The organism is Methylibium sp. Root1272 (assembly GCF_001425905.1).
GTDB lineage: Bacteria > Pseudomonadota > Gammaproteobacteria > Burkholderiales > Burkholderiaceae_C > Methylibium.
This window is the reverse complement of record NZ_LMDY01000013.1, coordinates 459,287-481,545: the sequence shown is the minus strand read 5'-3', so window position 1 is coordinate 481,545 and position 22,259 is coordinate 459,287. Positions and strand designations below refer to the sequence as shown.

Genomic DNA, 22,259 nt, shown 5'->3' with positions numbered 1-22,259 from the left:
GGGCCGACCTCGGGGCGATGGTCGCTGCGCCCGGCCGCGACGACATTGAAGGCACACGCTCAACGGAGGCCTTCATGATGCTCAGCTTCAACTTCACCCCCCGCCTGTTCGCCCGCAAGACCTCGGCGCTGGCCCTGGTGCGGGCGCGCCGCGCCGCGCTCGAGGACGACGGTGCAACGGCCGCCGAGGATGGCCTGCCGGCCTGCGGCTGGTTCGATTCGAGCTACGAGTTGCGGCGCGGCCTCGCGGTCACCGAGCACGGCGGCCTGGAAGACGGCGCGACGGTGGCACTGGCCGTCGCGGTGTGGTTGCACTGAAGGCGCCGGACGGCCCCCCGACAGGCATGATGCGCGCCGAGGAGTTCATCGCATGAGTCCATCGCTTCCCGCCGGCCTGTTCGACACCGCGACCGACGGCGCGCCGCGCTGCACCTGGTGCGCGGCCACGCCGGCCTACCAGCACTACCACGACCACGAATGGGGCTTCCCGGTCATCGACGACCGGCGGCTGTTCGAGAAGCTCTGCCTCGAAGGCTTCCAGGCCGGCCTGAGCTGGCTCACCATCTTGAACAAGCGCGAGAACTTCCGCGCCGCGTTCGCCGACTTCGACGCCGAGCGGTTGTCTCTTTACACCGAGCGCGATGTCGAGCGGTTGCTGGGCGACGCCGGCATCGTGCGCCACCGCGGCAAGATCGAGTCGACCCTCAACAACGCCCGCCGCGTGATCGAACTGCGGGCCGAGTTCGGTTCACTGGCGGCCTATGCCTGGCGCCACGAACCGGCACCCGCCTCGCGCCCCCGCCGCATGACGCTCGAGGCGCTGAAGACGCAGACCACCTCGCCCGAATCGGTGGCGATGAGCAAGGACCTGAAGCGGCGCGGCTGGAGCTTCGTCGGCCCGACCACGGTCTACGCGTTCATGCAAGCGATGGGGCTGGTCAACGACCACCTCGACGGCTGCCACGTGCGCGAACGGGCGCTGCAGTCGCGGCGCGCGCTGCAGCTGCCGCGCTGACGGGCCCTGACCCGCTCAGCCGGGCTGCCGCAGCCGGTGCAGATCGGCCCGGGTGTAGAGGGCGTCGCGATCCGACAGCGCCTTGGCCAGCCGCTGCACCATGCCATGCGTCCCCGAAGGCGCGGCGACCACCGGCATCAGCGTGAGCCAGCCGGCCAGCGCCAGCACCAACCAGTGCTTCGGCAGCGGCGGCGGATGGCGGGTCTCGAGCATCAACGCGACCGCGCTCGCCGCCCCACCCACCGCAAACCCCAGCACGACCTCGGACACCGAGTGCGCGCCGATGACGACCCGCGACAGCGAGATCACCACGGCCAGCGCATAGCCAGCGGCGATCGCCCAGCGGGGCGGCACTGCGGCCGGGCTGGCCAGCGTGCGCGCCAGCACCGGGTAGATCGCGGCGGCCAGCATCGCATGCCCCGACAGGCCGGTGAAGTCGAGGGCCACGATGCCCAGACCCCATCCCATGAACGCGACCTTGGTCACCAGAGTCAGAAAGGCCGCGGAGCCCAGCAGCAGCAGCCACGCGAACAAGGGCCGCCGGCTCGGCGTCGCCCACCACCACCACGCCGCGGCCAGCAGCGCCATCGGAATCACGATGCCGGATTCGCCGAATCGGGTGAGCCAGTGCCAGGAAGCGTATGCGAATGTCATCGAGGAGCAGGTGAGGATCGATCGAGCGGCGCCGGTGCGAGGTTCCACGAAAAACAAACGGGCCGTACCGCAAGGCACGGCCCGCTCGAGACGCGACGCAAGGATCGCGCCGCGCTCAGATGCCGAGAATCTTCTTCGCGTCGCCCAGCGCCTTCATCGATTCGTCGTGCTTGCCGGCCTTGTGTGCGGCCTCGCCGTCACTGCGCAGCGCCTTGACCTTGGCGAGGTCGGCCTCGCCGAGCTTCGGTGAACTGGCGAGCTTGGCGTCGATCGCCTTCATCTCGTTCGGACAATTGTGGGCCATGGCGGCACCGGCCGCGATGACCAGCACCAGGGGGAGCAGCTTCTTCATCGTCGGGTCTCCTTTGAATGAGCAATAGGCCACGGTCGAGGCCTGCCGGCACTTTAGTCCTGCCGTGGTATCCGTGCCGACAGCCGGGAGACGGCACGGCAGGGGTCCTCCCTAGAATGCCCGCAATGACCGCCGTGCCTCCCGTTGCGCCCGTTTCGACGACGGCCCGCCCTGCCTACCGGCGCAAACTGTTCTGGGTGGCCCTGCTGTACTTCAGCGAAGGCCTGCCGCTGGGGGTGTTCTTCGATCTGTTCCCGGTCTACTTCCGCCAGCAGGGCGTGAATCTCGCCGACATCGGACTGCTGTCGCTGCTGGGCCTGGCCTGGACGGTGAAGTTCCTGTGGGCGCCGATGGTCGACTGGGCGCGCCGGCACCGCTGGTGGGTCGCTGCCGCCAACCTCGGCATGGCCGCCGTGATGACCACCTTCGCCGTGTTCGGGCTCGCGCTCGGGCCGTGGGTGTGGGTGGCGATCGGCTGCTTCACGGTGCTGTCGGCCACCAACGACATCGCGACCGACGGCTACACGATCGAGCTGCTGGATCAGCGCGAGTACGGCCTGGCGAACGGCCTGCGCATCGGCTTCTACCGCGCCGGCATGCTGACGGCCGGGGTGCTGCTGATGGTGTCGGGCGCGCTCGGCTGGAGTGCGGCCTATGCGCTCGGGGCGGTCGTGTTCGGCCTCAACGCCGGCATGGCGCTGCTGGCCCCGGCGGAGCGGCCGCGCGTCGGCGCGCCGCCCAGCAGCGTCGGCAAGGAGCTCGGCCTGCTGCGCACCCAACCGGGTTTCCTGGTCGCGCTGGCGTTGGTGCTCATCGGCCTGCTCTGGCCGGTGCTGGGGCCGCTGTCCCGGGCGCTGCAGTGGAGCGCCGTGGAAGCGGTGAGCGCGACCTGGTGGTTCCGCGGCGCGCTGCCGGTCGGACTGATGTTCGCCGGCTCGGCGTTGCTGGTGCGCGCGGCGCGCGCGCCGCAGGCGCTGGCGCTGCGCGACGGGCCGGTGTTCGGCGCCTGGGTCGAGCTGCTGCTGCGGCCCGGCATGGTGGCGGTGCTGGCCTTCATCCTGCTCTTCAAGCTCGGCGACGCGGCGATGGGCTTCATGGTCAAGCCGTTCTGGGTCGACGCAGGCTTCACGGCCGGGCAGATCGGCTTCGTGAGCGTGAATCTCGGGCTGGCGCTGTCGATCGCCGGCGGGCTGGTCGGCGGGTGGTATGTCGACAAGCGCGGCATCTTCCGCGGCCTGTGGGTGCTGGGTCTGTGGCAGGCACTGTCCAACCTCGGCTACGCCGGCGCCGCCTGGGCGGTGCCGCTGCTGACACCGGGTGCGGCGGCGACGATCGGTGTCGAGCCGCTGCACCAGGCCATCGTCTACTCGGCCAGTGCGCTCGAGAGCTTCACCGGCGGGCTGGGCACCGGCGCCTTCCTGGCCTTCCTGATGGGCATCACCAGCAAGGCGCGCGCGACCACGGAGTACGCCATCCTGTCGAGCATCTTCGCCTTCAGCCGCGCGGTGGCCGGCTGGGCCGGCGGCATCGGAGCCCAGGAGCTGGGGTATGCCGTCTATTTCTTCCTGACGTTCTGGCTGTCGTTCCCGGCCTACCTGCTGTTGCCGTCGGTGCGCCGGATGCTGGAACGCGAAGCGGCCCCCGGAGTCTCAGTGCCATGAGCCCGTTCATCTCGCCCCCCCGCTACCACTGCAGCCTGTGCGCCGCCTTCGCGAGGCTGAGCGCGCCGGAGGACGCCGTGGACACCGCCCCGCCCCGCCCCGGGCGTCGCCGCTTCAACGCCGCGCTGGCCGGCGCCGGCGCCGCGCTGCTGCTGCCGGCCGCCGGCGCGCGCGAGGGCGTGGATGTGGGCAAGCAGTCGAGCTTCTCGAAGCTGGTGCCGGCCGAGCAGGTCGAGCAGGCCGCGACGCAGCAGTACGCGCAACTGCTGCAGGAGGCCCGCAACAAGAACGCGCTGGTGGGCGCCGACGACACGCAGACGGTGCGACTGCGCGCCATCGCGCGGCGCATCATCCCGTTCACGCCCGAATGGAACGGGCGCGCGCCCGGCTGGAAATGGGAAGTGAACCTGCTGGCCAGCAAGCAGATCAATGCCTTCTGCATGCCGGGCGGCAAGATCGCCTTCTACACGGGCCTGATCGAGCAGCTCAAGCTGACCGACGACGAGGTCTCGATGGTGATGGGCCACGAGGTGGCGCACGCGCTGCGCGAGCATGCCCGCGAGCGCATGGGCAAGTCGACCGCCACCAACATCGGCCTGGAAATCGGCGCGGCGCTGCTCGGGCTGGGCAATGCCAGCCGCACCATCGCCGGCATGGGCGCGCAGCTGCTGCAGCTCAAGTTCAGCCGCGACGACGAGTCCGAAGCCGACCTGGTGGGCATGGAACTGGCCGCACGCGCCGGCTACGACCCGCGCTCCGGCGTGAGCCTGTGGACCAAGATGGGCCAGGCTACCGGCGGTGGCGGTGGTGGCGGCGGCAACAAGCTGGCCGAGTACGGCTCCACCCACCCGCAGGGGCCGACCCGCATCCGCGACATCGAGGTCAACCTGCCGAAGGTGCTGCCGCTGTACGAACGCGCGCCCAAGCCCTCGCAACGCTGGGACGCCGGCCTGACCGACAGTGGCGACCGCAAGGCGACCAAGCCCGCCACGCCGCCGCGCGAGCAGTCGCGCTGAGCGCAGGGGCCCGACCGCGGGCGCTCAGACGTCGCGCACGTAGGGGTTGTGGCGCCGCTCGCGGCCGAAGCTGCTCTCCGGCCCGTGGCCGGGGATGAATACCACGTCGTCGCCGAAAGGCCAGAGCTGCGTGCGGATCGCAGCCACCAGCGTGTCGTGGTCGCCCTGCGGAAAATCGGTGCGCCCGATGCCGCCGGCGAACAGCACGTCGCCGACGAAGGCCCGCTGCGCCTCGCGCGAGACGAACACCACGTGTCCCGGCGTGTGGCCGGGACAGTGCCGCACCTCGAACTCGCAGTCACCCAGCGTCACGCGGTCGTCCGCGCCGTCGGGGCAGAGCCAGCGGGTCGGCGTGAACGGCTCGCTGGGGGGAAAACCGAACATCCGGCTCTGCTGCGCCAACCCGTCGATCCAGAATTGGTCGGCCACGTGCGGCCCGATGATCGGCAGCGCGTCCTCGCGGGCGAGCTGCGCGGTGCCGCCCGCATGGTCGATGTGCGCATGGGTCAGCCAGATCGCCTCGAGCGCGAGCCCCAGTCGCTGCACCTCGGCCCGCAGCCGCGGCAGCTCGCCGCCGGGATCGATGATGGCCGCGCGGCGCGTGGCGTCGCACCACACGATGGAGCAGTTCTGCTGGAAGGCGGTGACGGGGACGGTGAGGTAGCGCAGCATGCCGCGTCGGCTCTCACTTCCTGCCGACCAGACCAGCCACGAGCACCAGCCCGCCCACGCCGAGCAGCAGGTAACCCACCACCGGCGCAGGCTTCTTGTGGTCGGTGGTGGTGATCTCCAGCGGGCCGAGCTTGGCCACGGTTTCCTCCCTGTCGAAGCTCAGGATGCCGGCCGAGATCAGCCCGCCCGCCACGAGCAACAGAACGCCGACGATCAGGGCAGTGGTGCGCATGAGCAATCTCCTGGGAAAACGCCGTGCAAGCTCACAGCGAAAGTTCGTATTCGACGGTCAACGGAGCGTGGTCGGAAAAGCGCTGCGCCTTGTAGACCGACGCCGTGCGCGCCAGCGCGGCGAGCGCCGGGGTCGCCAGGTGGTAGTCGATGCGCCAGCCGACGTTGTTGGCCCAGGCCTGGCCGCGGTTGCTCCACCAGGTGTAGGCCTCGCCGGTGTCGTCGGGCCGCAGCATGCGGTGCACGTCGACCAGGCCCAGCTCGTCGAGCGCCCGGCTCATCCACGCACGCTCCTCGGGCAGGAAGCCGCTGTTCTTCTGGTTGCTCTTCCAGTTCTTCAGGTCGATTTCCCGGTGTGCGATGTTCACGTCGCCCACCAGGATGAACTCGCGGGTGGCCTTCAGCAGCTCGAGGTAGGGGTAGAACAAGGCCAGGAAACGGAATTTGGCCTGCTGCCGCTCGTCGGAGCTGGAGCCGCTGGGGAAGTAGCAACTGATGATCGACAGCTTGCGCTGCGGCGTGTCGAAGCGGGCCTCGACATAGCGCCCTTCGGCATCGAACTCGGGCTCGCCGATGCCGGTGATCACGTCGCTCGGCGTGCGGCGCGTGTACAAGCCGACACCGGAGTAGCCCTTCTTGTCGGCGTAGTGGAAGTGGCCTTGAAGGCCGGCCACCTGGTCGAAGCGCCCGCCCAGGTCGGCCGCCTGGGCCTTGAGCTCCTGCACGCCCATACAATCGACGGCGCTTTTCTCGGCCCATTCGACCCAGCCCTTGTTGGCCGCGGAACGGATGCCGTTGAGATTGAGCGAGACCAGACGCAACACGACGCACCTTCCTATTCCAGATGTCCAGATGAGCACGATCGGCGGCCCGAGCACTGCGGCGCGAGACGACCTCGCACAGGACTTCGTGGCCTTCGCGGTCGAGGCCGGCGTGCTGCGCTTCGGCGAGTTCAAGACCAAGGCCGGGCGCCTGTCCCCGTATTTCTTCAACGCCGGGCTGTTCGACGACGGCGCCAAGCTGGGCCGCCTCGCCGAATTCTATGCACGCCGGATGCAGGCGTCCGGTCTGGCGTTCGACATGATCTTCGGCCCGGCCTACAAGGGCATCACGCTGGCCGCCGCCGTGGCGATCGAGCTGGCTCGGCTCGGCCGCAACCTGCCGTATGCGTACAACCGCAAGGAAGCCAAGGATCACGGTGAGGGCGGCAACCTTGTCGGCGCAAAGCTGCACGGCCGCGTTGTGATCATCGACGACGTGATTTCGGCCGGCACCTCGGTGCGCGAGTCGGTCGCGATGATCCGGGCCGCCGGTGCCGAGCCGTGCGGCGTGGCCATCGCGCTCGACCGCCAGGAGCGGGCCACCGAAACCACTCAAGACGGCGTCCGCGATGCCGATCACTCCGCGGTGCAGTTCGTGCAGCGCGAGCTCGGACTGGAGGTCTGTGCGATTGCGACGCTGTCGGACTTGCTGCAGTATCTGGCGCGCCAGGCCGACCCGGCGCTGGCCCAGCATCTGCCACGGGTGCAGGCCTACCGGGATCGCTACGGCGTCTGAGACATGAAGGAACGGGGAGCGGGCGGGATGAGGATCTGTCATGTGCGCGGACTGAATGCGGCCCTGCTGCTCGGCGTGCTGGGGTCGCTGCCGGTGAACGCCTCTTCGCAGGAGGTCAAGCAGGGGAGTGCCATCTACACCTGCACCAACGCCGCCGGTCGCACGCTCACCCGCGACCGCCCGATCGCCGAATGCCTGGACCGCGAACAGCGCGTCCTCAACAGCGATGGTTCGCTGCGCACCGTGCTGCAGCCCAGCCTCACGTCCGACGAACGCGCAGCGCAGGAAGAAGCCGACCGCCGCAAGGCGCAGGAACGCGCGAACAAGCAGGAAGCGATCCGTCGCGACCGCAACCTGCTGGCGCGCTTCCCGAACGAGGCCGCGCACAACAAGGCCCGGGACGCCGCCCTGAACGCGACGCGCAGCGGCATCCAGACGTCGGAGCAGCGCCTGGCCGACCTGCAGAAGGAACGCAAGCCGCTGCTCGACGAGGCGGAGTTCTACAAGGGCAAGAACCTGCCGGGCAAGCTCAAGGGCCAGATCGAGTCGGTCGACGTGAGCATCGAGGCGCAGCGCGCGCTGATCGTCAACCAGCAGGCCGAGGTCGGGCGCGTCACGGCGCTGTTCGACGCCGAACTGGCCCGGCTCAAGCGGCTGTGGGGCGGCGCCGATCCGGGGTCGCTCGGCCCGCTGCCGCAGTCGGCGCTGGCCGGTCAGGCCGCGCCGCCGCCCAAGCCCTGAGCCGCGGCGGCCCCCGGCCGCCGATTGCCGTCAACCGAGCTTCTTCTTCAGCAGCTCGCTGAGCTGCGTGGGGTTCGCCTTGCCCTTGCTCGCCTTCATGGCCTGCCCGACCAGCGCGTTGAAGGCCTTGTCCTTGCCGGCGCGGTACTCGTCCACCGACTTCGGATTCGCGGCGAGCACGGCGTCGACGATGGCGGAGAGTTCACCGCTGTCGGACATCTGCTTCAGGCCCTTGGCGGCGATGACCGCGTCGACATCCGTCTCGCCGCTCCACAGCGCATCGAACACCTGCTTCGCGCCGTTGTTGGAGATCGTGCCGTCGGCGATGCGGGCGATCAGCGCTGCCAGCGTCGCCGGGCTCACCGGGCTCGCGTCGATGCCGCGCTCCTCGGCGTTGAGCCGCCGCGACAGCTCGCCCATCAGCCAGTTCGCCGCCAGCTTGGCCGGCGCACCGGCCGCCTTCGTGGCCTCGTAGAAACGCGCCACCGCCAGGCTCTGCGTCATCATCGAGGCGTCGTAAGGGGCCAGGCCATCGTCGCGCTCGAAGCGTGCCGCCATCACGCGCGGCAGCTCCGGCATCTCGCCCGTCACGCGCGCGATCCACTCCGGCGCGATCACCAGCGGCGGCAGGTCGGGGTCGGGGAAGTAGCGGTAATCGTGCGCATCTTCCTTCGTGCGCATCGCTCGCGTCTCGCCGCTGTCTGCATCGAACAGCACGGTGGCCTGCCGAATCGCGAGCCCGTCTTCGACCTGGTCGATCTGCCACTGGATCTCGTAGTCGATCGCCTGCTGCAGGAAGCGAAAGCTGTTGAGGTTCTTGATCTCGCGCCGCGTGCCGAACGGCGCGCCGGGCCGGCGCACCGAGACGTTGGCGTCACAGCGGAAACTGCCTTCCTGCATGTTGCCGTCGCAGATGCCCAGCCACACTACCAGCGCGTGCAGCGCCTTCGCGTACTCGACCGCCTCCTTGCTGGAGCGCATGTCGGGCTCCGACACGATCTCCAGCAGCGGCGTGCCAGCCCGGTTGAGGTCGATGCCGCTCAGACCGTCGAAGGCATCGTGCACCGACTTGCCGGCGTCTTCCTCAAGATGGGCCCGCGTCAGCCGCACCTGGTGGGGCACGTCGGCCAGATAGAACTCCACCGTGCCGCCCTGGACCACCGGCAGCTCGTACTGGCTGATCTGGTAGCCCTTGGGCAGGTCGGGATAGAAGTAGTTCTTGCGCGCGAAGATCGACAGCGGCGCGATCTGGCCACCCACGGCCAGGCCGAAACGGATCGCGCGCTCGACCGCGCCGCGGTTCATCACCGGCAGGCTGCCGGGCAGCGCCAGATCGACCGCGCAGGCCTGGGTGTTCGGCGCCGCACCGAAGGCGGTGGGAGCGCCGGAGAAGATCTTCGACGCGGTGGACAGCTGGGTGTGGGTCTCGAGGCCGATGACGACTTCGTAGCCGCGGATCAGCGCGGGAGCGACGTTCATGTCAGACCTCCCGCCGGGCCGCCCCAAGGGAGGTCTGCGCCCCCTTGGGGGGCAGCGAACAACGTGAGCGTGGGGGTCGTCATGCGTAGCCCTCCGGCGTGCGGAGGTGGAAATCGGTGGCCTGCTGGAAGCTGTGGGCGGCGTGCAGCAACTGCGCCTCCTGCCAGTAGTTGCCGATCAGCTGAAGGCCGACCGGCAGGCCGCCGACGTTGTCGGTGTAAGCGAAGCCGGCCGGCAGGCTCATGCCTGGCAGGCCCGCCAGGCTGGCCGGCAGCGTGAAGATGTCGGCCAGGTACTCGGCGACCGGATCGGTCTGCGAGCCCAGCCGGCGCGCGACGGTCGGCGCCACCGGGCCGGCGATCAGGTCGCAGTGGGCGAACGCGGCCTGGAAGTCGTCGGCGATCATCCGGCGCAGCTTCTGCGCCTGCAGGTAGTAGGCGTCGTAGTAGCCATGGCTCAGCACGTAGGTGCCGATCATGATGCGGCGCTTGACCTCGGCGCCGAAGCCTTCGCTGCGGCTCTTGCGGTACATGTCGAGCAGGTCGCCGTACTGCGCGGCGCGGTGCCCGTAGCGCACGCCGTCGAAGCGCCCCAGGTTGGAACTCGCCTCGGCGGGGGCGATGATGTAGTAGACCGGGATCGACAGCTCGGTGCGCGGCAGGCTCACGTCGACCAGCGTGGCGCCGAGCTTCTCGACCTCGGCCAGCGCGGCACGCACCGCCTGCGTCACGTCGCCGGCCACGCCGGCGCCGAAGAACTCCCGCGGCAGGCCGATGCGCACGCCGTTCAAAGGCCGGCCGGCACTTGCACCGTCGCGCGGGGCCCTCAGCAGCGCGGCGAAGTCGGGCACCGGCTGCTGCGCCGAGGTGGCGTCGCGCTCGTCGAAGCCGCTCATCGCACCCAGCAGCAGCGCGCAGTCCTCGGCACTCTTGGCGATCGGGCCGGCCTGGTCGAGGCTGGATGCGAAGGCGATCATCCCGTAGCGCGAGCAGCGCCCGTAGGTCGGCTTGATGCCGGTCACGCCGGACAGCGAGGCCGGCTGGCGCACCGAGCCGCCGGTATCGGTGCCGGTGGTCGCGGGCACCAGCCGCGCCGCCACCGCCACCGCCGAGCCGCCCGACGACCCGCCCGGGATGCGCTCCGTGTCCCAGGGGTTGCGGACCGGCCGGATCGCCGAGTTCTCGTTGCTGCCGCCCATCGCGAACTCGTCGCAGTTGAGCTTGCCCAAGGTCACGGTGCCGGCCGCTTTGAGCTTCGCGACGACCGTCGCATCGAAGGGCGAGCGGTAGCCGGCCAGCATCTTCGAGGCCGCGGTGCTGGGAAAGTCGGTCGTGACGAAGATGTCCTTGTGGGCCAGCGGCACGCCGTCGAGCGCGCCGAGCGCCTCGCCGCGGGCGCGCCGCTCGTCGGCCGCGCGGGCCTGCTGCAGCGCCAGCTCGGCGTCGGTGCACAGGAACGCCCCCAGGTGTTCATGCGCGGCAACGCGCGCAAGCAGGTGTGACGTGACTTCCGCGCTCGATACCGCCTTGGCGGCGAGCAGGGTCGACAGGTCGGCCACGCCGAGCTGATGCAACTCAGCGCTCATTCGATCACCTTGGGAACGAGGTACAGCCCGGCCTCGACAGCCGGCGCGCTGCACTGGTTGGCCTGGCGCTGGTCGACCTCGGTGACCGCGTCCTCGCGCAGGCGCAGCGCGACCTCCTGCACCGCCGACAGCGGCGTGTACAGCGGCGCGACGCCGGTGGTGTCGACGGCGCGCATGCGCTCGACGATGTCGAAGAAGCCGTTCAGCTGGCTGAGCATCGCGGACTGCTCCGCCTCGCTGAGTTCGAGCCGGGCCAGCAGGGCGATGCGGCTCACGTCGGTGGGGGTCAGGGCCATGGGAGGGGCGAAATGGAGGGGGCGCAACGGCTCTGCGCCCGAGAACTGCCGCGTTTCGGCACCGCTTTTCGCAGGTGCCGCGCTGGGACCGTGCGGTATTATCTTCGGAGTTCCTCACCCGGACGGGATGGAGGCGTTCACTACGCGACAAGCGCAGTGTGGGCGCAGACATCACGACCGGCCTGCTGGCCCAGATCGCCTCGAACACCGCCCCTCCCCATACCCAGGCGGCGCAGCCCTCGTAGCCCCCGGCTTCCTTGCTGCGGCGCCCTGCAGAAACGCCAAGACATGTTCGCCTCCCTGCGACGCTATTTCTCCACCGACCTCGCGATCGACCTCGGCACCGCCAACACGCTGATCTACGTGCGTGGCAAGGGCATCGTGCTCGACGAGCCCTCCGTCGTCGCGATCCGCCACGAAGGCGGCCCCAACGGCAAGAAGACCATCCAGGCCGTCGGTGCCGAGGCCAAGGCCATGCTCGGCAAGGTGCCGGGCAACATCGAGGCCATCCGCCCGATGAAGGACGGCGTGATCGCCGACTTCACCGTCACCGAGCAGATGCTCAAGCAGTTCATCAAGATGGTGCATCCGCGCTCGGTGCTCAAGCCGAGCCCGCGCATCATCATCTGCGTGCCCTGCGGCTCGACGCAGGTGGAGCGCCGCGCGATCCGCGAGTCGGCGCTCGGCGCCGGCGCCTCCGAGGTCTACCTGATCGAGGAACCGATGGCCGCGGCCATCGGCGCGGGCCTGCCGGTCAGCGAGGCCACCGGCTCGATGGTGGTCGACATCGGCGGCGGCACCACCGAGGTCGGCGTGATCTCGCTCGGCGGCATGGTCTACAAAGGCAGCATCCGGGTCGGCGGCGACAAGTTTGACGAATCCATCATCAACTACATCCGCCGCAACTACGGCATGCTGATCGGCGACCCGACCGCCGAGGCCATCAAGAAGCAGATCGGCTCGGCCTTCCCGGGCTCCGAGGTGCGCGAGATGGAGGTCAAGGGCCGCAATCTCAGCGAAGGCGTGCCGCGCAGCTTCACGATCAGCAGCAACGAGATCCTCGAGGCGCTGACCGACCCGCTGAACAACATCGTCTCCAGCGTCAAGAACGCACTGGAACAGACACCGCCGGAACTCGGCGCCGACATCTCCGAGCGCGGCATGATGTTGACCGGCGGCGGCGCGCTGCTGCGCGACCTGGATCGCCTGCTGGCCGAGGAGACCGGCCTGCCCGTGCTGGTGGCCGAGGACCCGCTGACCTGCGTGGTGCGCGGTTGCGGCATGGCACTGGAGCGCATGGAGCGCCTGGGCAGCATCTTCACCTCCGAGTGATCCCGCCCCGGCTCGCGTCACCGATGCAGTCCCGAAGCCGGCGCGTGCCCCACGTGGCCGGCTTCTTCGTTCACCGCCGAGCGCCATGCCTCTAGGCACCCTCGATCGCACCCCGCCGCCGTTCTTCAAGCAGGGCATGTCGGCCCTGACGAAGCTGGTGTTCTTCTCCGCGTTCGCCCTGTTCCTGATGGTGGCCGACACGCGCTTCAAGCTCACGCTGCCGCTGCGGGCGGCACTGGCCACCGCGCTGCACCCGGTCGAGCGCGTGCTGCTGGTGCCGGTCCGTGCCTGGGACACGGTGCACGACTACTTCACCGGCATCGCCGACGCGCGCGAGCGCGAGACGGCAGCGCTGGTGCGGCTGGCCGCCCAGGCCGAAGTGGCGGCGCGCGTCGGCCCGCTGACCGAGGAAAACCAGCGACTGCGCGAACTGCTGGCGCTGCGCCCGCAGTTCACGGTGAACACCGAGGCGGCCGAGGTGCTGTACGAGGCCGCCGACCCTTACACGCGCAAGATCGTCATCGACCGCGGCGCGACACACGGCGTGGCACCTGCCTCGCCGGTGATCGACGCCGCCGGCGTGTTGGGCCAGGTCACGCGCGTCTACCCGCTCGCATCCGAGGTGACGCTGCTGACCGACAAGGACGCCGCGATCCCGGTGCTGAACGTCCGCACACAGGCCCGCGCGGCCGCCTACGGCGATCCGTCCACCGTGGCCGCCGGCGCCGGCATGGAGCTGCGCTTCCTCGCCAGCAATGCCGACATCGAGCCGGGCGACGTGCTGAACACCTCGGGCGTCGATGGCGTCTACCCGCCCGGCCTGTCGGTGGCGAAGGTCGTCTCGGTCGACCGGCGCGCCGGCACCACCTTCGCGAAGGTCACGCTGGCACCGGCGGCACGGCCCGACAGCGTGCGCCACGTGCTGGTACTGCAGCCGCTCGGCCTGCAACTGCCGCCCCGCCCCACGGAGCCGGCGGCCAGCGAAGCCGCGTCACGCCGCCGGCCGGGAGCGCGCCGATGATCATGCCGCGCAGTTCCGACCAGCTGCTGCTGCCGGTCAACCCGGTGTTCATGTGGGGTTCGCTGCTGCTGGCCCTCACCTTCAATCTCATCCCCTTCGGTCGCGTCAACGCGATGCCCGACGTGCTGGCGCTGGCGCTGGTGTTCTGGAACGTGCACCAACCACGCCGTGTGGGCATCGGCGCGGCCTTCGTGTTCGGCCTGCTGATGGACGTGCACCAGGGCGCGCTGCTGGGCCAGCACGCGCTGGCCTACACCCTGCTGAGCTTCTTCGCCACCACCATCCACCGCCGTCTGCTGTGGTTTTCGGTGCTCGGGCAGGCGCTGCAGGTGCTGCCGCTGTTCGTCGCGGCGCACGCGGTCTCGGTGCTGGTGAGGCTGGCGGCCGGCGGCGTGTTTCCCGGATGGAACCTGGTGTTCGCCCCGGTGATCGAAGCGCTGCTGTGGCCGGTGGCCGCCGTGCTGCTGCTGGCACCGCAGCGCCGCGCGCCGGACCGGGACGAGAATCGGCCGCTGTGACCGCAGCGCGGCATCGCCGGACAGGACCGTGACCGAACTCAAGAACGTCGATCAGGAGCTGGGACGCTTCCGGCTGCGCCTGATTGCCGCCGGCGCGCTGGTGCTGTTCGGCTTCGGGCTGGTGACTGCGCGCCTGGTCACCCTGCAGGTGCTGCGCCACGACGAGCTGTCGACGCGCGCCGAGAGCAACCGCATCACCGTGCTGCCGATCACGCCGAACCGCGGCCTGATCCTCGACCGCAACGGCGTCGTGCTGGCGAACAACTACTCGGCCTACACGCTGGAACTCACGCCGTCGAAGATCGACGACCTGGAAGGCACCATCGACGCCCTGCAGGAAGTGATGGACATCACGACACGCGACCGTCGCCGCTTCAAGCGCATGATGGACGACGCCAAGAGCTTCGAGTCTCTGCCGATCCGCACCAAGCTCAGCGACGAGGAGGTGGCGCGCTTCACCGCGCAGCGCTTCCGCTTCCCTGGCGTCGACATCAAGGCGCGGCTGTTCCGCAACTACCCCTACGGCGAGCTCGGCAGCCATGTGCTGGGCTACATCGGCCGCATCAACCAGGCCGAGAAGGACGCGATCGACGAGACCGACGACGCGGCCAACTACAAGGGCACCGACTACATCGGCAAACTCGGCATCGAGCAGAAGTACGAGGCGGAGCTGCACGGCGCCACCGGATTCGAGGAGGTCGAGACCAGCGCCTCGGGCCGCGCGGTGCGGCGCCTGCGGGCCAGCCCGCCGACGCCGGGCAACACGGTCCGGCTGTCCATCGACATCAAGCTGCAGGCGATGGTCGAGCAGCTGTTCGGCGACCGGCGCGGCGCGCTGGTCGCGATCGACCCGCGCTCCGGCGAGGTGCTGGCCTTCGTCAGCAAGCCGACCTTCGACCCGAACCTGTTCGTCGACGGCATCGATTCGGAGAGCTGGAAGGAGCTCAACGAGTCGCTCGACAAGCCGCTGCTGAACCGCGCGCTGCGCGGCACCTACCCGCCGGGTTCGACCTTCAAGCCCTTCATGGCGATCGCGGCGCTGGAATCCGGCAAGCGCACGCCGCAGCAGACCACCTATGACAACGGGGTCTTCATGTTCGGCAACCACCGCTTCCGCAGCCATGGCGACGGCGGGCTGGGCGTGGTCGACATGAACCGCTCGATCGTCAAGTCGAGCAACGTCTACTACTACCAGCTGGCCGCCGACATGGGCGTGGATCTGATCCACGAGCAGCTCGAGCCCTTCGGCTTCGGCCGCCGGACCGGCATCGACATCAACGGCGAGGTCTCCGGCGTGCTGCCCTCGACCGAGTGGAAGCGCAAGTACTACAAGAAGCCGGAGCTGCAGAAGTGGTACGCCGGCGAGACCATCTCGCTCGGCATCGGCCAAGGCTACAACAATTTCACGATGCTGCAGCTCGCCGCCGCCACGGCTACGCTGGTGTCGGGCGGGCAGCGCTACGTGCCGCGGCTGGTGCGCGAGATCGAGGACGTGGCGACCCGCGAGACCCGGCTGGTATCGGCCGAGGCGCTGAGCCCGCTGCCACTGCAGCCCGATCACGTGGAGGTGGTCCGCAAGGCGCTGCACGGCGTGACGCAGGAAGGCACCTCGACGCGCGTCTTCCTCGGCGCGAGCTACCCGAGCGGCGGCAAGACCGGGACGGCGCAGGCCGTCGGCATCCGCCAGGACCAGAAATACGACAAGAGCAAGATGGCCGACTACCTGCGCGACCATTCGCTCTACACCGCCTTCGCGCCGGTCGACAACCCGCAGGTGGCGCTGGCGGTCATCGTCGAGAACTCCGGCTTCGGTGCCGAGGCGGCCGCACCGATCGCGCGGCGCGTGCTCGACTTCGTGCTGACGGGACGCTATCCGAATGCCGAGGACATCGCGCTCGTGCAGAAGGGCCAGGCCGGTCCGCCGGTCGGCACGCCGCGGCTCGCCGCCGAAGTGCCGCTGATGCCGTTCACTCCCGGCGCCGTCACGACCGCGGGCGACGCCGCCGCAGCGCCTGCCGCCCCTGCCGCCCCTGCCTCCCAGCCCGCTCCGGCGGCGTCAGCGCCCGGGGGCGCGACGGCGGCCCCGCCCGCGAAGATCGCCCAGGCGCCGGCGCCGGCGGCACCGACCGAAGCCGCGAATCGATGAGCACCGTGTTCGACAAGCGCCCGTGGTGGCAACGTGCCGCCACCGTGTTCATGGGCTTCGACGGGCCGCTCGCGCTGGCCATCGTGCTGCTGGCGGCCGCCGGCCTGCTGACCATGTACTCGGCCGGTTACGACCACGGGACGCGCTTCGTCGACCACGGCCGCAACATGCTGCTGGCCGCCGGCGTGATGTTCGTCGTGGCGCAGCTCTCGCCGCAGCGCCTGGCCCAGCTGGCGGTGCCGCTCTACGTGCTGGGCGTTGCGCTGCTGATCGGCGTCGAGCTGTTCGGCGTGACGAAGAAGGGCGCCACGCGCTGGCTCGACCTGCAGGTGCTGGTGATCCAGCCCAGCGAGCTCCTGAAGATCGCCACGCCGCTGATGCTGGCGTGGTGGTTCCAGCGCCGCGAGGGCCAGTTGCAGGCGCCGGACTTCGTGGTGGCCTTCGTGCTGCTGGTGGTGCCGGTGGCGCTGATCGTCAAGCAGCCCGACCTGGGGACCGCGATCCTGGTGCTGTCCGGCGGGCTGTACGTGATGTTCTTCGCGGGCCTGAGCTGGGCACTGATCCTGCCAGTGTTGGGGCTGGGGGCCATGGGCGTCGCAGGACTGGTGTGGTTCCAGACGCAGATCTGCGAGCCCGGCGTCGACTGGGTGCTGCTGCACGAGTACCAGAAGCACCGCGTGTGCACGCTGCTCGACCCGACGACCGACCCCCTGGGCAAGGGCTTCCACATCATCCAGGGCATGATCGCCATCGGCTCCGGCGGCGTCACCGGCAAGGGCTTCATGAACGGCACCCAGACCCATCTGGAGTTCATCCCCGAACGCACCACCGACTTCATCTTCGCGGCCTTCTCGGAGGAGTTCGGCCTGGCCGGCTGCATCGCGCTGCTGCTGGGCTTCACCTTCCTGATCTTCCGCGGCCTGATGATCGCGTCGGACGCGCCGACGCTGTTCTCGCGGCTGCTGGCCGGCGCGATCACGCTGAGCTTCTTCACCTATGGCATGGTGAACATGGGCATGGTGACCGGCATCCTGCCGGTGGTCGGTATCCCGCTGCCCTTCATCAGCTACGGCGGCACGGCGATGGTCACGCTGGGCCTCGCACTGGGCATCCTGATGTCGGTGGCACGCAGCAAGCGGCTGATGCAGAGCTGAACGGAAGACGGCCGGCTCAGCGCGGCGGATCGCGGTGGCGCGAGCGCTTCATCCAGCGCGACAGAAGAGACGGCAACCGGCGCCGCGCCGCGGTGGACGGTGCGGGCACCGATGGCAGCGCGTCCGGCAATGCCTCGGCTGTCGCCACCGACTCGTCGACCAAGAGCACCGGCGCCGCGTCGGCGGGGGGATGCGCAGCGCGCGCTCGCGCAGTTCGCCGCTGACCATTGCGGGTCGGTTTCTCGAGGAAGCTGCGCTCCACGTCAAGCGTCGAGCGCACGCCGATGTCGTCGCGGTGCTTCTTCAGCCACTGGGCGGCGGCTTGGCGCCCGAGCTCGAACAGGCCGTCGAGAAATACCCGGTCGGTGTTGAACTTGCTGCTCGCGTTGAACGGCGCCAGGCCTTCGTCGTCGGCGATCATGTGCAGGCGCAGGTCCTTGTAGCGGCCGGCATCCAGCCGGCCTTCGCGGACCAGCCGCGACACGAAGGCGATCGCGCGCATCTCGGCCACCAGGCTGGCGTTGAAGGTGATCTCGGACAGGCGGTCGATGATCTCGACGCTGCGGGTCGGAGTGCCCTCGTGCTGCAGCGGGTTGATCTTCACCAGCAGGATGTCGAGCGTTTCGGTGTTGTAGATCAGCGGGTAGATCGCCGGGTTGCCGGTGTAGCCGCCGTCCCAGTAGGCCTCGCCGTCGATCGTCACGGCCTGGAAGATGAACGGCAGGCAGGCCGAGGCCAGCAGCGCATCGATCGACAGGTCCTTGCCGGTGAAGACGTGCGCCTGGCCGCTGCGCACGCTGGTGGCCGTGATGAACAGCGGGATGTCGCAGCGGCGCAGCGCGTCCTCGTCGACATGCCGCCGGGCCACGTCGCGCAGCGGGTTCAGGTTCAGCGGGTTGAACTCGTAGGGACTGAAGGCACGAAAGAAGCTGTTGAGCCACTGGTAGCTCGGCAGCTTGTCGAAGTTGAAGCTGCTGCCGGCCGCGCTGGTCTGGCTCAGCGAGAACGGCGAGAAGATCTGGCTGCTGGTGCTGACGTCGTGCCAGAAGGCCGTGAGCGCCGCGCGCGCGCCGGCGCGTCCGCCACGGGCATGCCCGGTCGCCAGCACGGCGGCGTTGAGCGCGCCGGCACTGGTGCCCGAGATCGCGGAAATCTCGACGGCATCGTCCTCGAGCAGGCGATCGAGCACGCCCCAGGTGAAGGCGCCGTGGGACCCTCCGCCCTGCAGTGCAAGATCGACACGGCGCGGCGCGACCGACGGGCGGGCTTTCGGGTGTGACGGAGTCTCTGGCATGGCATCTCCCGGCTGAGGGCCAGTCTACGCCGGAGCCTCCATGAATGCTGCATTGCAGCAAACAACCCTTCCGGGCTTCGGCCGCTAGGTCGGGCCGGAGAACTCGGTGGCGACGGGGCCCGCGTGCGGCTGGCGGTCGGTCGGCCAGGCGGCGAAGCGCACCGTGAAGCGTGCGCCGGGACTGCCGCCTTCGGACACGGGGCCTTCGCGGGTGTCGCCCAGCGTCAGCGAGGCGCCATGCTGGCGTGCGATCTCGGCGACGATCGCCAGGCCCAGCCCGGAGCCGTCGACATTGGTCCCCAGGGCGCGGTAGAAGGGCTGGAACACCAGTTCGCGCTCGGCCGCAGGGATGCCGGGACCGGAATCCTCGACCTGCAGCACCACCACCTGGCCGAAGGGGTCGCCGACCACTCGCACCGTCACCGTGCCGCCGGCCGGCGTGTAGTGCAAGGCGTTGTCGACCAGGTTGCGGATCATCTCGCGCAGCAGCAGCGCGTGACCGAGCACGCTGCTGCGCTGCGGCTCGGTCGTCTCTCCGTCGGCGCCCGGCCCCTCGTAGCCGAGGTCGATTCGCTTCTCCAGCGCGCGCGGCACGAAGTCGCGCACGGTCTCCGTCGCCAGGCGCGCCAGCCGGACCTCGGCGACGCGGGCGGCCAGTTCGCGGTCTTCGGCACGCGCCATCGCCAGCAACTGGTTGACCATGTGCGCGGCACGCTGACTCGCCAGCGCGATCTGCTGCAACGAGCGCTTCAGGGCCTCCGGTTCGCGCTCACCCGCATCGATCTCGCGCTGCGCGATCTCGGCCTGGGTGCGCAGGCCGGCCAGCGGCGTCTTGAGCTGGTGGGCCGCATCAGCCAGAAAACGCCGCTGGGTCGCCAGCGAGCGATCGAGCCGCTCCAGCAGGTCGTTGATCGCGCGCACCAGCGGCGACACCTCCTCCGGCGCCTCCATTTCGTCGATGGGGCTCAGGTCGTCGGCCGCGCGGCGGCGGATGCGCTGCTGCAGCTCGTTGAGCGGCGCGATGCCGCGCGCCAGCGCCAGCCACACCAGCAGCACCGCGAGCGGCAGGATCACGAACTGCGGCAGGATTACGCCCTTGATGATCTCGGTGGCCAGCTGCGAGCGCTTGCCCAGCGTCTCGGCCACCTGCACCAACGCCGGCGATGCGGCGCCCGGATTCAGCGGCACGCCAGGCATCGCGACCCACAGATAGGCCACGCGCACGGCCTCGTTGTGCACCTCGTCGTCGCGGTAGCGCACATCGCCGACCGCGGGCACGTCGTCTTCGCGCGGGACCGGCAGCGTGTGATCGCCGCCGACGTACTCGCCGCGCGCGCCCAGCACCTGGAAATAGATCTGATCGGCTTCGTCGGCCCGCAGCACCTGGTCAGCGCCGGGCAGCAGCGAGAAGGTGACGCGGCCCTGGTCGACGCTGACCTGCTGCGACAGCGCCCGCGCCATCTCGCCCAGCGCCCGGTCGTAGGGACGGTTGGCGATGTTCTGCGCCACCAGCCAGGTCAGCGCGACGCTCATCGGCCACAGCAACAGCAGCGGCGCGAGCATCCAGTCGAGGATCTCGCCGAACAGCGAGCGTTGACCGCGCAGCGTGTTCATGCCCGGGGGCGCGCGCCGCGCAGCATGCCGGGTCAGCCCGCGATCTTCTCGAGACAGTAGCCCAGGCCACGCACGGTGGCGATGCGCACCGGGCCCTGCTCGATCTTCTTGCGCAGCCGGTGGATGTAGACCTCGATCGCGTTGTTGCTGACCTCGTCGCCCCACTCGCACAGGCGCTCGACCAGCTGGTCCTTGCTGACCAGCCGGCCGGCGCGCTGCAGCAGCACCTCGAGCAGCGAAAGCTCGCGCGCCGACAGCTCGATCATCTGGTCGTTCAGGTAGGCCACACGGCCGGTCGCGTCGAAGGACAGCGGGCCGTGCTTGATGATGGCCGAGGCGGTGCCGAGGCCGCGCCGCGTCAAGGCCCGCACGCGCGCCTCCAGCTCCTGCAGCGCGAAGGGCTTGGCCATGTAGTCGTCGGCGCCCAGGTCCAGACCCTTCACGCGCTGTTCCACGCTATCGGCCGCCGTCAGGATCAGCACCGGCGTGACGGTGCCGCGTGCGCGCATCTTGCGCAGCACCTCCAGTCCGTGCAGCTTGGGCAGGCCGAGATCGAGGATCACCAGATCGAACTCGTGGTCGGCCAGTGCCGCATCGGCTTCGCTGCCGCTGCCGACCTGGTCGACCGCATAGCCGCCCTTGCGCAGGGTGCGCAGCAGGCCATCGGCCAGCACCTGGTCGTCTTCGGCGATGAGGATCCTCATGGACGTGTCTCCCTCGGCGGCGTCCTGGGTTTCGTTGTCGTCGACGCCGGCTTCATTGTAGGGAGAGCCTTTGGAACGCCCACAAACTACTGTACAAATAACCAGTTTCGACCATAATCCCGACCAACCCGGAGGCTCAGCATGGATGCAAGCGTCAAGACATTGAACACCGAAAAGGCCAAGGCCCTGCAGGCTGCGCTCGCGCAGATCGAGAAGCAGTTCGGCAAGGGCACGATCATGCGCCTCGGCGAAGGCGAGGTCATCGACGACATCGAGGTGGTGTCCACCGGCTCGCTGGGCCTGGACATCGCGCTCGGCGTCGGCGGCCTGCCGCGCGGACGCGTCATCGAGATCTACGGCCCCGAGTCCTCGGGCAAGACCACACTGACGCTGCAGGTCATCGCCGAAATGCAGAAGCTGGCCGGCACCTGCGCCTTCATCGACGCCGAGCACGCGCTCGACTCCCAGTACGCCCAGAAACTGGGCGTGAGCCTGCAGGAATTGCTGATCTCCCAGCCCGACACCGGCGAGCAGGCGCTCGAGATCGTCGATGCGCTGGTGCGTTCCGGTTCGGTCGACTTGATCGTCGTCGATTCGGTCGCCGCGCTCACGCCCAAGGCCGAACTCGAGGGCGAGATGGGTGACTCGCTGCCTGGTCTGCAGGCGCGCCTGATGAGCCAGGCGCTGCGCAAGCTCACCGCGACGATCAAGAAGTCGAACTGCATGGTGATCTTCATCAACCAGATCCGCATGAAGATCGGCGTGATGTTCGGCTCGCCGGAGACCACCACCGGCGGCAACGCGCTGAAGTTCTACGCCTCGGTGCGGCTCGACATCCGCCGCATCGGCAGCATCAAGCGCGGCGAAGAGGTCATCGGCAACGAGACCAAGGTCAAGGTCGTCAAGAACAAGGTCGCCCCGCCGTTCAAGACCGCCGAGTTCGACATCCTGTTCGGCGAAGGCGTGTCGCGCGAGGGCGAGATCATCGACCTGGGCGTCATCGCCAAGGTGATCGACAAGTCGGGGGCCTGGTACGCCTACAACGGCGAGAAGATCGGCCAGGGCAAGGACAACAGCCGCGAGTTCCTGCGCGAGAACCCCGAACTGGCCCACGAGATCGAGAACAAGATCCGTGCATCGCTGGGCGTGGCCCTGCTGCCCAGCATCGAGGTCGAAGTCCCCAAGGGCAACAAGCAGACGGCCGCCGGCGCCTGAGGC

At 69.4% G+C, this 22,259-nt stretch carries 23 protein-coding genes; 12 read left to right on the top strand and 11 right to left on the bottom strand.

Going from position 1 to position 22,259, the window contains the following annotated elements; all coding sequences use genetic code 11:
* Positions 1 to 74: 74 nt before the first annotated feature.
* A complete protein-coding gene (locus tag ASC67_RS11355) occupies positions 75 to 317 on the top strand; it encodes a hypothetical protein (RefSeq protein ID WP_056319992.1) in 243 nt (80 codons plus the stop codon).
* Positions 318 to 369: 52 nt separating this feature from the next.
* Positions 370 to 1,014: a DNA-3-methyladenine glycosylase I gene (locus ASC67_RS11350; protein ID WP_056319989.1), complete on the top strand. Its 645-nt coding sequence runs from the start codon at positions 370 to 372 to the stop codon at positions 1,012 to 1,014.
* A 15-nt stretch (positions 1,015 to 1,029) separates the two neighbouring features.
* Here the strand turns inward: ASC67_RS11350 and ASC67_RS11345 are convergent, their stop codons facing one another.
* Both ASC67_RS11345 and ASC67_RS11340 read right to left on the bottom strand, forming a co-directional pair.
* Entirely contained in the window at positions 1,030 to 1,668 is a 639-nt protein-coding gene (locus tag ASC67_RS11345; RefSeq protein ID WP_056319985.1) for a phosphatase PAP2 family protein, read from the bottom strand.
* 115 nt (positions 1,669 to 1,783) lie between these two features.
* Positions 1,784 to 2,020 carry a hypothetical protein gene (locus ASC67_RS11340; RefSeq protein WP_056319982.1) on the bottom strand — a complete coding sequence of 79 codons (237 nt, stop codon included), beginning with the start codon at positions 2,018 to 2,020 and terminating at the stop codon, positions 1,784 to 1,786.
* Between the two features lie 125 nt (positions 2,021 to 2,145).
* On the opposite strand from ASC67_RS11340, the gene ASC67_RS11335 reads away from it, so the two are divergent.
* Positions 2,146 to 3,681: a hypothetical protein gene (locus ASC67_RS11335; RefSeq protein ID WP_056319975.1), complete on the top strand. Its 1,536-nt coding sequence runs from the start codon at positions 2,146 to 2,148 to the stop codon at positions 3,679 to 3,681.
* On the top strand, positions 3,678 to 4,697 hold the full coding sequence (locus ASC67_RS11330; protein ID WP_056319963.1) for a M48 family metallopeptidase: 1,020 nt from the start codon (positions 3,678 to 3,680) through the stop codon (positions 4,695 to 4,697). The genes ASC67_RS11335 and ASC67_RS11330 overlap by 4 nt, the downstream gene beginning before the upstream one ends.
* Positions 4,698 to 4,721: 24 nt before the next feature.
* Here ASC67_RS11330 and ASC67_RS11325 read toward each other — a convergent pair whose 3' ends face one another.
* Genes ASC67_RS11325 through ASC67_RS11315 form a run of 3 tightly spaced genes read right to left on the bottom strand, consistent with a single transcriptional unit; the run spans position 4,722 to position 6,424 of the window.
* Positions 4,722 to 5,369 (bottom strand): MBL fold metallo-hydrolase, encoded by a 648-nt coding sequence (locus ASC67_RS11325; protein WP_056319960.1) that lies wholly within the window; start codon positions 5,367 to 5,369, stop codon positions 4,722 to 4,724.
* Positions 5,370 to 5,382: 13 nt separating this feature from the next.
* Positions 5,383 to 5,601, bottom strand: coding sequence for a hypothetical protein (locus ASC67_RS11320; protein WP_056319957.1), 219 nt, complete (start codon positions 5,599 to 5,601; stop codon positions 5,383 to 5,385).
* A 31-nt stretch (positions 5,602 to 5,632) separates the two neighbouring features.
* Positions 5,633 to 6,424, bottom strand: a complete 792-nt coding sequence (locus ASC67_RS11315) for an exodeoxyribonuclease III (RefSeq protein WP_056319949.1) — start codon at positions 6,422 to 6,424, stop codon at positions 5,633 to 5,635.
* Positions 6,425 to 6,452: 28 nt separating this feature from the next.
* Here ASC67_RS11315 and pyrE point away from each other — a divergent pair, with 28 nt between their 5' ends.
* Entirely contained in the window at positions 6,453 to 7,157 is a 705-nt protein-coding gene (gene pyrE / locus ASC67_RS11310; RefSeq protein WP_056319946.1) for an orotate phosphoribosyltransferase, read from the top strand.
* Between the two features lie 27 nt (positions 7,158 to 7,184).
* Positions 7,185 to 7,898: a hypothetical protein gene (locus ASC67_RS11305; protein ID WP_056319943.1), complete on the top strand. Its 714-nt coding sequence runs from the start codon at positions 7,185 to 7,187 to the stop codon at positions 7,896 to 7,898.
* 30 nt (positions 7,899 to 7,928) lie between these two features.
* Here the strand turns inward: ASC67_RS11305 and gatB are convergent, their stop codons facing one another.
* From gatB to gatC, 3 genes are all read right to left on the bottom strand, one after another.
* Positions 7,929 to 9,377: an Asp-tRNA(Asn)/Glu-tRNA(Gln) amidotransferase subunit GatB gene (gene gatB / locus ASC67_RS11300; RefSeq protein ID WP_056319939.1), complete on the bottom strand. Its 1,449-nt coding sequence runs from the start codon at positions 9,375 to 9,377 to the stop codon at positions 7,929 to 7,931.
* Positions 9,378 to 9,456: 79 nt separating this feature from the next.
* Entirely contained in the window at positions 9,457 to 10,962 is a 1,506-nt protein-coding gene (gene gatA, locus ASC67_RS11295; RefSeq protein WP_056319934.1) for an Asp-tRNA(Asn)/Glu-tRNA(Gln) amidotransferase subunit GatA, read from the bottom strand.
* Positions 10,959 to 11,258 (bottom strand): Asp-tRNA(Asn)/Glu-tRNA(Gln) amidotransferase subunit GatC, encoded by a 300-nt coding sequence (gene gatC, locus ASC67_RS11290; RefSeq protein ID WP_056319930.1) that lies wholly within the window; start codon positions 11,256 to 11,258, stop codon positions 10,959 to 10,961. The genes gatA and gatC overlap by 4 nt, the downstream gene beginning before the upstream one ends.
* A 288-nt stretch (positions 11,259 to 11,546) precedes the next feature.
* Between gatC and ASC67_RS11285 the strand changes: the two genes are divergently transcribed.
* The 5 genes from ASC67_RS11285 (at position 11,547) to rodA (ending at position 17,429) form a co-directional block, all read left to right on the top strand.
* On the top strand, positions 11,547 to 12,590 hold the full coding sequence (locus ASC67_RS11285; protein ID WP_011827684.1) for a rod shape-determining protein: 1,044 nt from the start codon (positions 11,547 to 11,549) through the stop codon (positions 12,588 to 12,590).
* 85 nt (positions 12,591 to 12,675) lie between these two features.
* The gene (mreC, locus tag ASC67_RS11280) at positions 12,676 to 13,611 is read left to right on the top strand and encodes a rod shape-determining protein MreC (RefSeq protein WP_056319924.1); all 936 of its coding nucleotides are present in this window, start codon (positions 12,676 to 12,678) and stop codon (positions 13,609 to 13,611) included.
* Complete coding sequence (mreD, locus tag ASC67_RS11275) at positions 13,608 to 14,129, top strand: rod shape-determining protein MreD (RefSeq protein ID WP_011827682.1); 522 nt, start codon at positions 13,608 to 13,610, stop codon at positions 14,127 to 14,129. Before mreC ends, mreD begins: the two co-directional genes overlap by 4 nt.
* Positions 14,130 to 14,157: 28 nt before the next feature.
* Entirely contained in the window at positions 14,158 to 16,275 is a 2,118-nt protein-coding gene (gene mrdA / locus ASC67_RS11270; RefSeq protein ID WP_056319918.1) for a penicillin-binding protein 2, read from the top strand.
* Positions 16,272 to 17,429, top strand: a complete 1,158-nt coding sequence (rodA, locus tag ASC67_RS11265) for a rod shape-determining protein RodA (RefSeq protein ID WP_056319913.1) — start codon at positions 16,272 to 16,274, stop codon at positions 17,427 to 17,429. The genes mrdA and rodA overlap by 4 nt, the downstream gene beginning before the upstream one ends.
* 16 nt (positions 17,430 to 17,445) lie before the next feature.
* Here rodA and ASC67_RS11260 read toward each other — a convergent pair whose 3' ends face one another.
* The 3 genes from ASC67_RS11260 to ASC67_RS11250 all read right to left on the bottom strand — a co-directional run bounded on the left by ASC67_RS11260 (position 17,446) and on the right by ASC67_RS11250 (position 21,041).
* Entirely contained in the window at positions 17,446 to 18,723 is a 1,278-nt protein-coding gene (locus ASC67_RS11260; protein ID WP_056319906.1) for a patatin-like phospholipase family protein, read from the bottom strand.
* Between the two features lie 84 nt (positions 18,724 to 18,807).
* On the bottom strand, positions 18,808 to 20,337 hold the full coding sequence (locus ASC67_RS11255; RefSeq protein WP_056319901.1) for a sensor histidine kinase: 1,530 nt from the start codon (positions 20,335 to 20,337) through the stop codon (positions 18,808 to 18,810).
* Positions 20,338 to 20,369: 32 nt separating this feature from the next.
* Positions 20,370 to 21,041, bottom strand: coding sequence for a response regulator transcription factor (locus ASC67_RS11250; protein ID WP_011827677.1), 672 nt, complete (start codon positions 21,039 to 21,041; stop codon positions 20,370 to 20,372).
* Positions 21,042 to 21,182: 141 nt separating this feature from the next.
* On the opposite strand from ASC67_RS11250, the gene recA reads away from it, so the two are divergent.
* A complete protein-coding gene (gene recA / locus ASC67_RS11245) occupies positions 21,183 to 22,256 on the top strand; it encodes a recombinase RecA (RefSeq protein WP_056319897.1) in 1,074 nt (357 codons plus the stop codon).
* The last annotated feature ends 3 nt before the right edge of the window (positions 22,257 to 22,259 follow it).

What these genes read in the sequence shown, in the direction of transcription:
- ASC67_RS11355 (WP_056319992.1), top strand. Translation starts at nt 75, where the DNA reads ATGATGCTCAGCTTCAACTTCACCCCCCGCCTGTTCGCCCGCAAGACC.
- gatA (WP_056319934.1), bottom strand. Translation starts at nt 10,962, where the DNA reads ATGAGCGCTGAGTTGCATCAGCTCGGCGTGGCCGACCTGTCGACCCTG.
- ASC67_RS11260 (WP_056319906.1), bottom strand. Translation starts at nt 18,723, where the DNA reads ATGCCAGAGACTCCGTCACACCCGAAAGCCCGCCCGTCGGTCGCGCCG.
- gatB (WP_056319939.1), bottom strand. Translation starts at nt 9,377, where the DNA reads ATGAACGTCGCTCCCGCGCTGATCCGCGGCTACGAAGTCGTCATCGGC.
- mreC (WP_056319924.1), top strand. Translation starts at nt 12,676, where the DNA reads ATGCCTCTAGGCACCCTCGATCGCACCCCGCCGCCGTTCTTCAAGCAG.
- ASC67_RS11340 (WP_056319982.1), bottom strand. Translation starts at nt 2,020, where the DNA reads ATGAAGAAGCTGCTCCCCCTGGTGCTGGTCATCGCGGCCGGTGCCGCC.
- ASC67_RS11320 (WP_056319957.1), bottom strand. Translation starts at nt 5,601, where the DNA reads ATGCGCACCACTGCCCTGATCGTCGGCGTTCTGTTGCTCGTGGCGGGC.
- ASC67_RS11335 (WP_056319975.1), top strand. Translation starts at nt 2,146, where the DNA reads ATGACCGCCGTGCCTCCCGTTGCGCCCGTTTCGACGACGGCCCGCCCT.
- pyrE (WP_056319946.1), top strand. Translation starts at nt 6,453, where the DNA reads ATGAGCACGATCGGCGGCCCGAGCACTGCGGCGCGAGACGACCTCGCA.
- rodA (WP_056319913.1), top strand. Translation starts at nt 16,272, where the DNA reads ATGAGCACCGTGTTCGACAAGCGCCCGTGGTGGCAACGTGCCGCCACC.
- gatC (WP_056319930.1), bottom strand. Translation starts at nt 11,258, where the DNA reads ATGGCCCTGACCCCCACCGACGTGAGCCGCATCGCCCTGCTGGCCCGG.
- ASC67_RS11350 (WP_056319989.1), top strand. Translation starts at nt 370, where the DNA reads ATGAGTCCATCGCTTCCCGCCGGCCTGTTCGACACCGCGACCGACGGC.
- ASC67_RS11255 (WP_056319901.1), bottom strand. Translation starts at nt 20,337, where the DNA reads ATGAACACGCTGCGCGGTCAACGCTCGCTGTTCGGCGAGATCCTCGAC.
- ASC67_RS11250 (WP_011827677.1), bottom strand. Translation starts at nt 21,041, where the DNA reads ATGAGGATCCTCATCGCCGAAGACGACCAGGTGCTGGCCGATGGCCTG.
- mreD (WP_011827682.1), top strand. Translation starts at nt 13,608, where the DNA reads ATGATCATGCCGCGCAGTTCCGACCAGCTGCTGCTGCCGGTCAACCCG.
- recA (WP_056319897.1), top strand. Translation starts at nt 21,183, where the DNA reads ATGGATGCAAGCGTCAAGACATTGAACACCGAAAAGGCCAAGGCCCTG.
- ASC67_RS11330 (WP_056319963.1), top strand. Translation starts at nt 3,678, where the DNA reads ATGAGCCCGTTCATCTCGCCCCCCCGCTACCACTGCAGCCTGTGCGCC.
- ASC67_RS11345 (WP_056319985.1), bottom strand. Translation starts at nt 1,668, where the DNA reads ATGACATTCGCATACGCTTCCTGGCACTGGCTCACCCGATTCGGCGAA.
- ASC67_RS11305 (WP_056319943.1), top strand. Translation starts at nt 7,185, where the DNA reads ATGAGGATCTGTCATGTGCGCGGACTGAATGCGGCCCTGCTGCTCGGC.
- ASC67_RS11285 (WP_011827684.1), top strand. Translation starts at nt 11,547, where the DNA reads ATGTTCGCCTCCCTGCGACGCTATTTCTCCACCGACCTCGCGATCGAC.
- ASC67_RS11325 (WP_056319960.1), bottom strand. Translation starts at nt 5,369, where the DNA reads ATGCTGCGCTACCTCACCGTCCCCGTCACCGCCTTCCAGCAGAACTGC.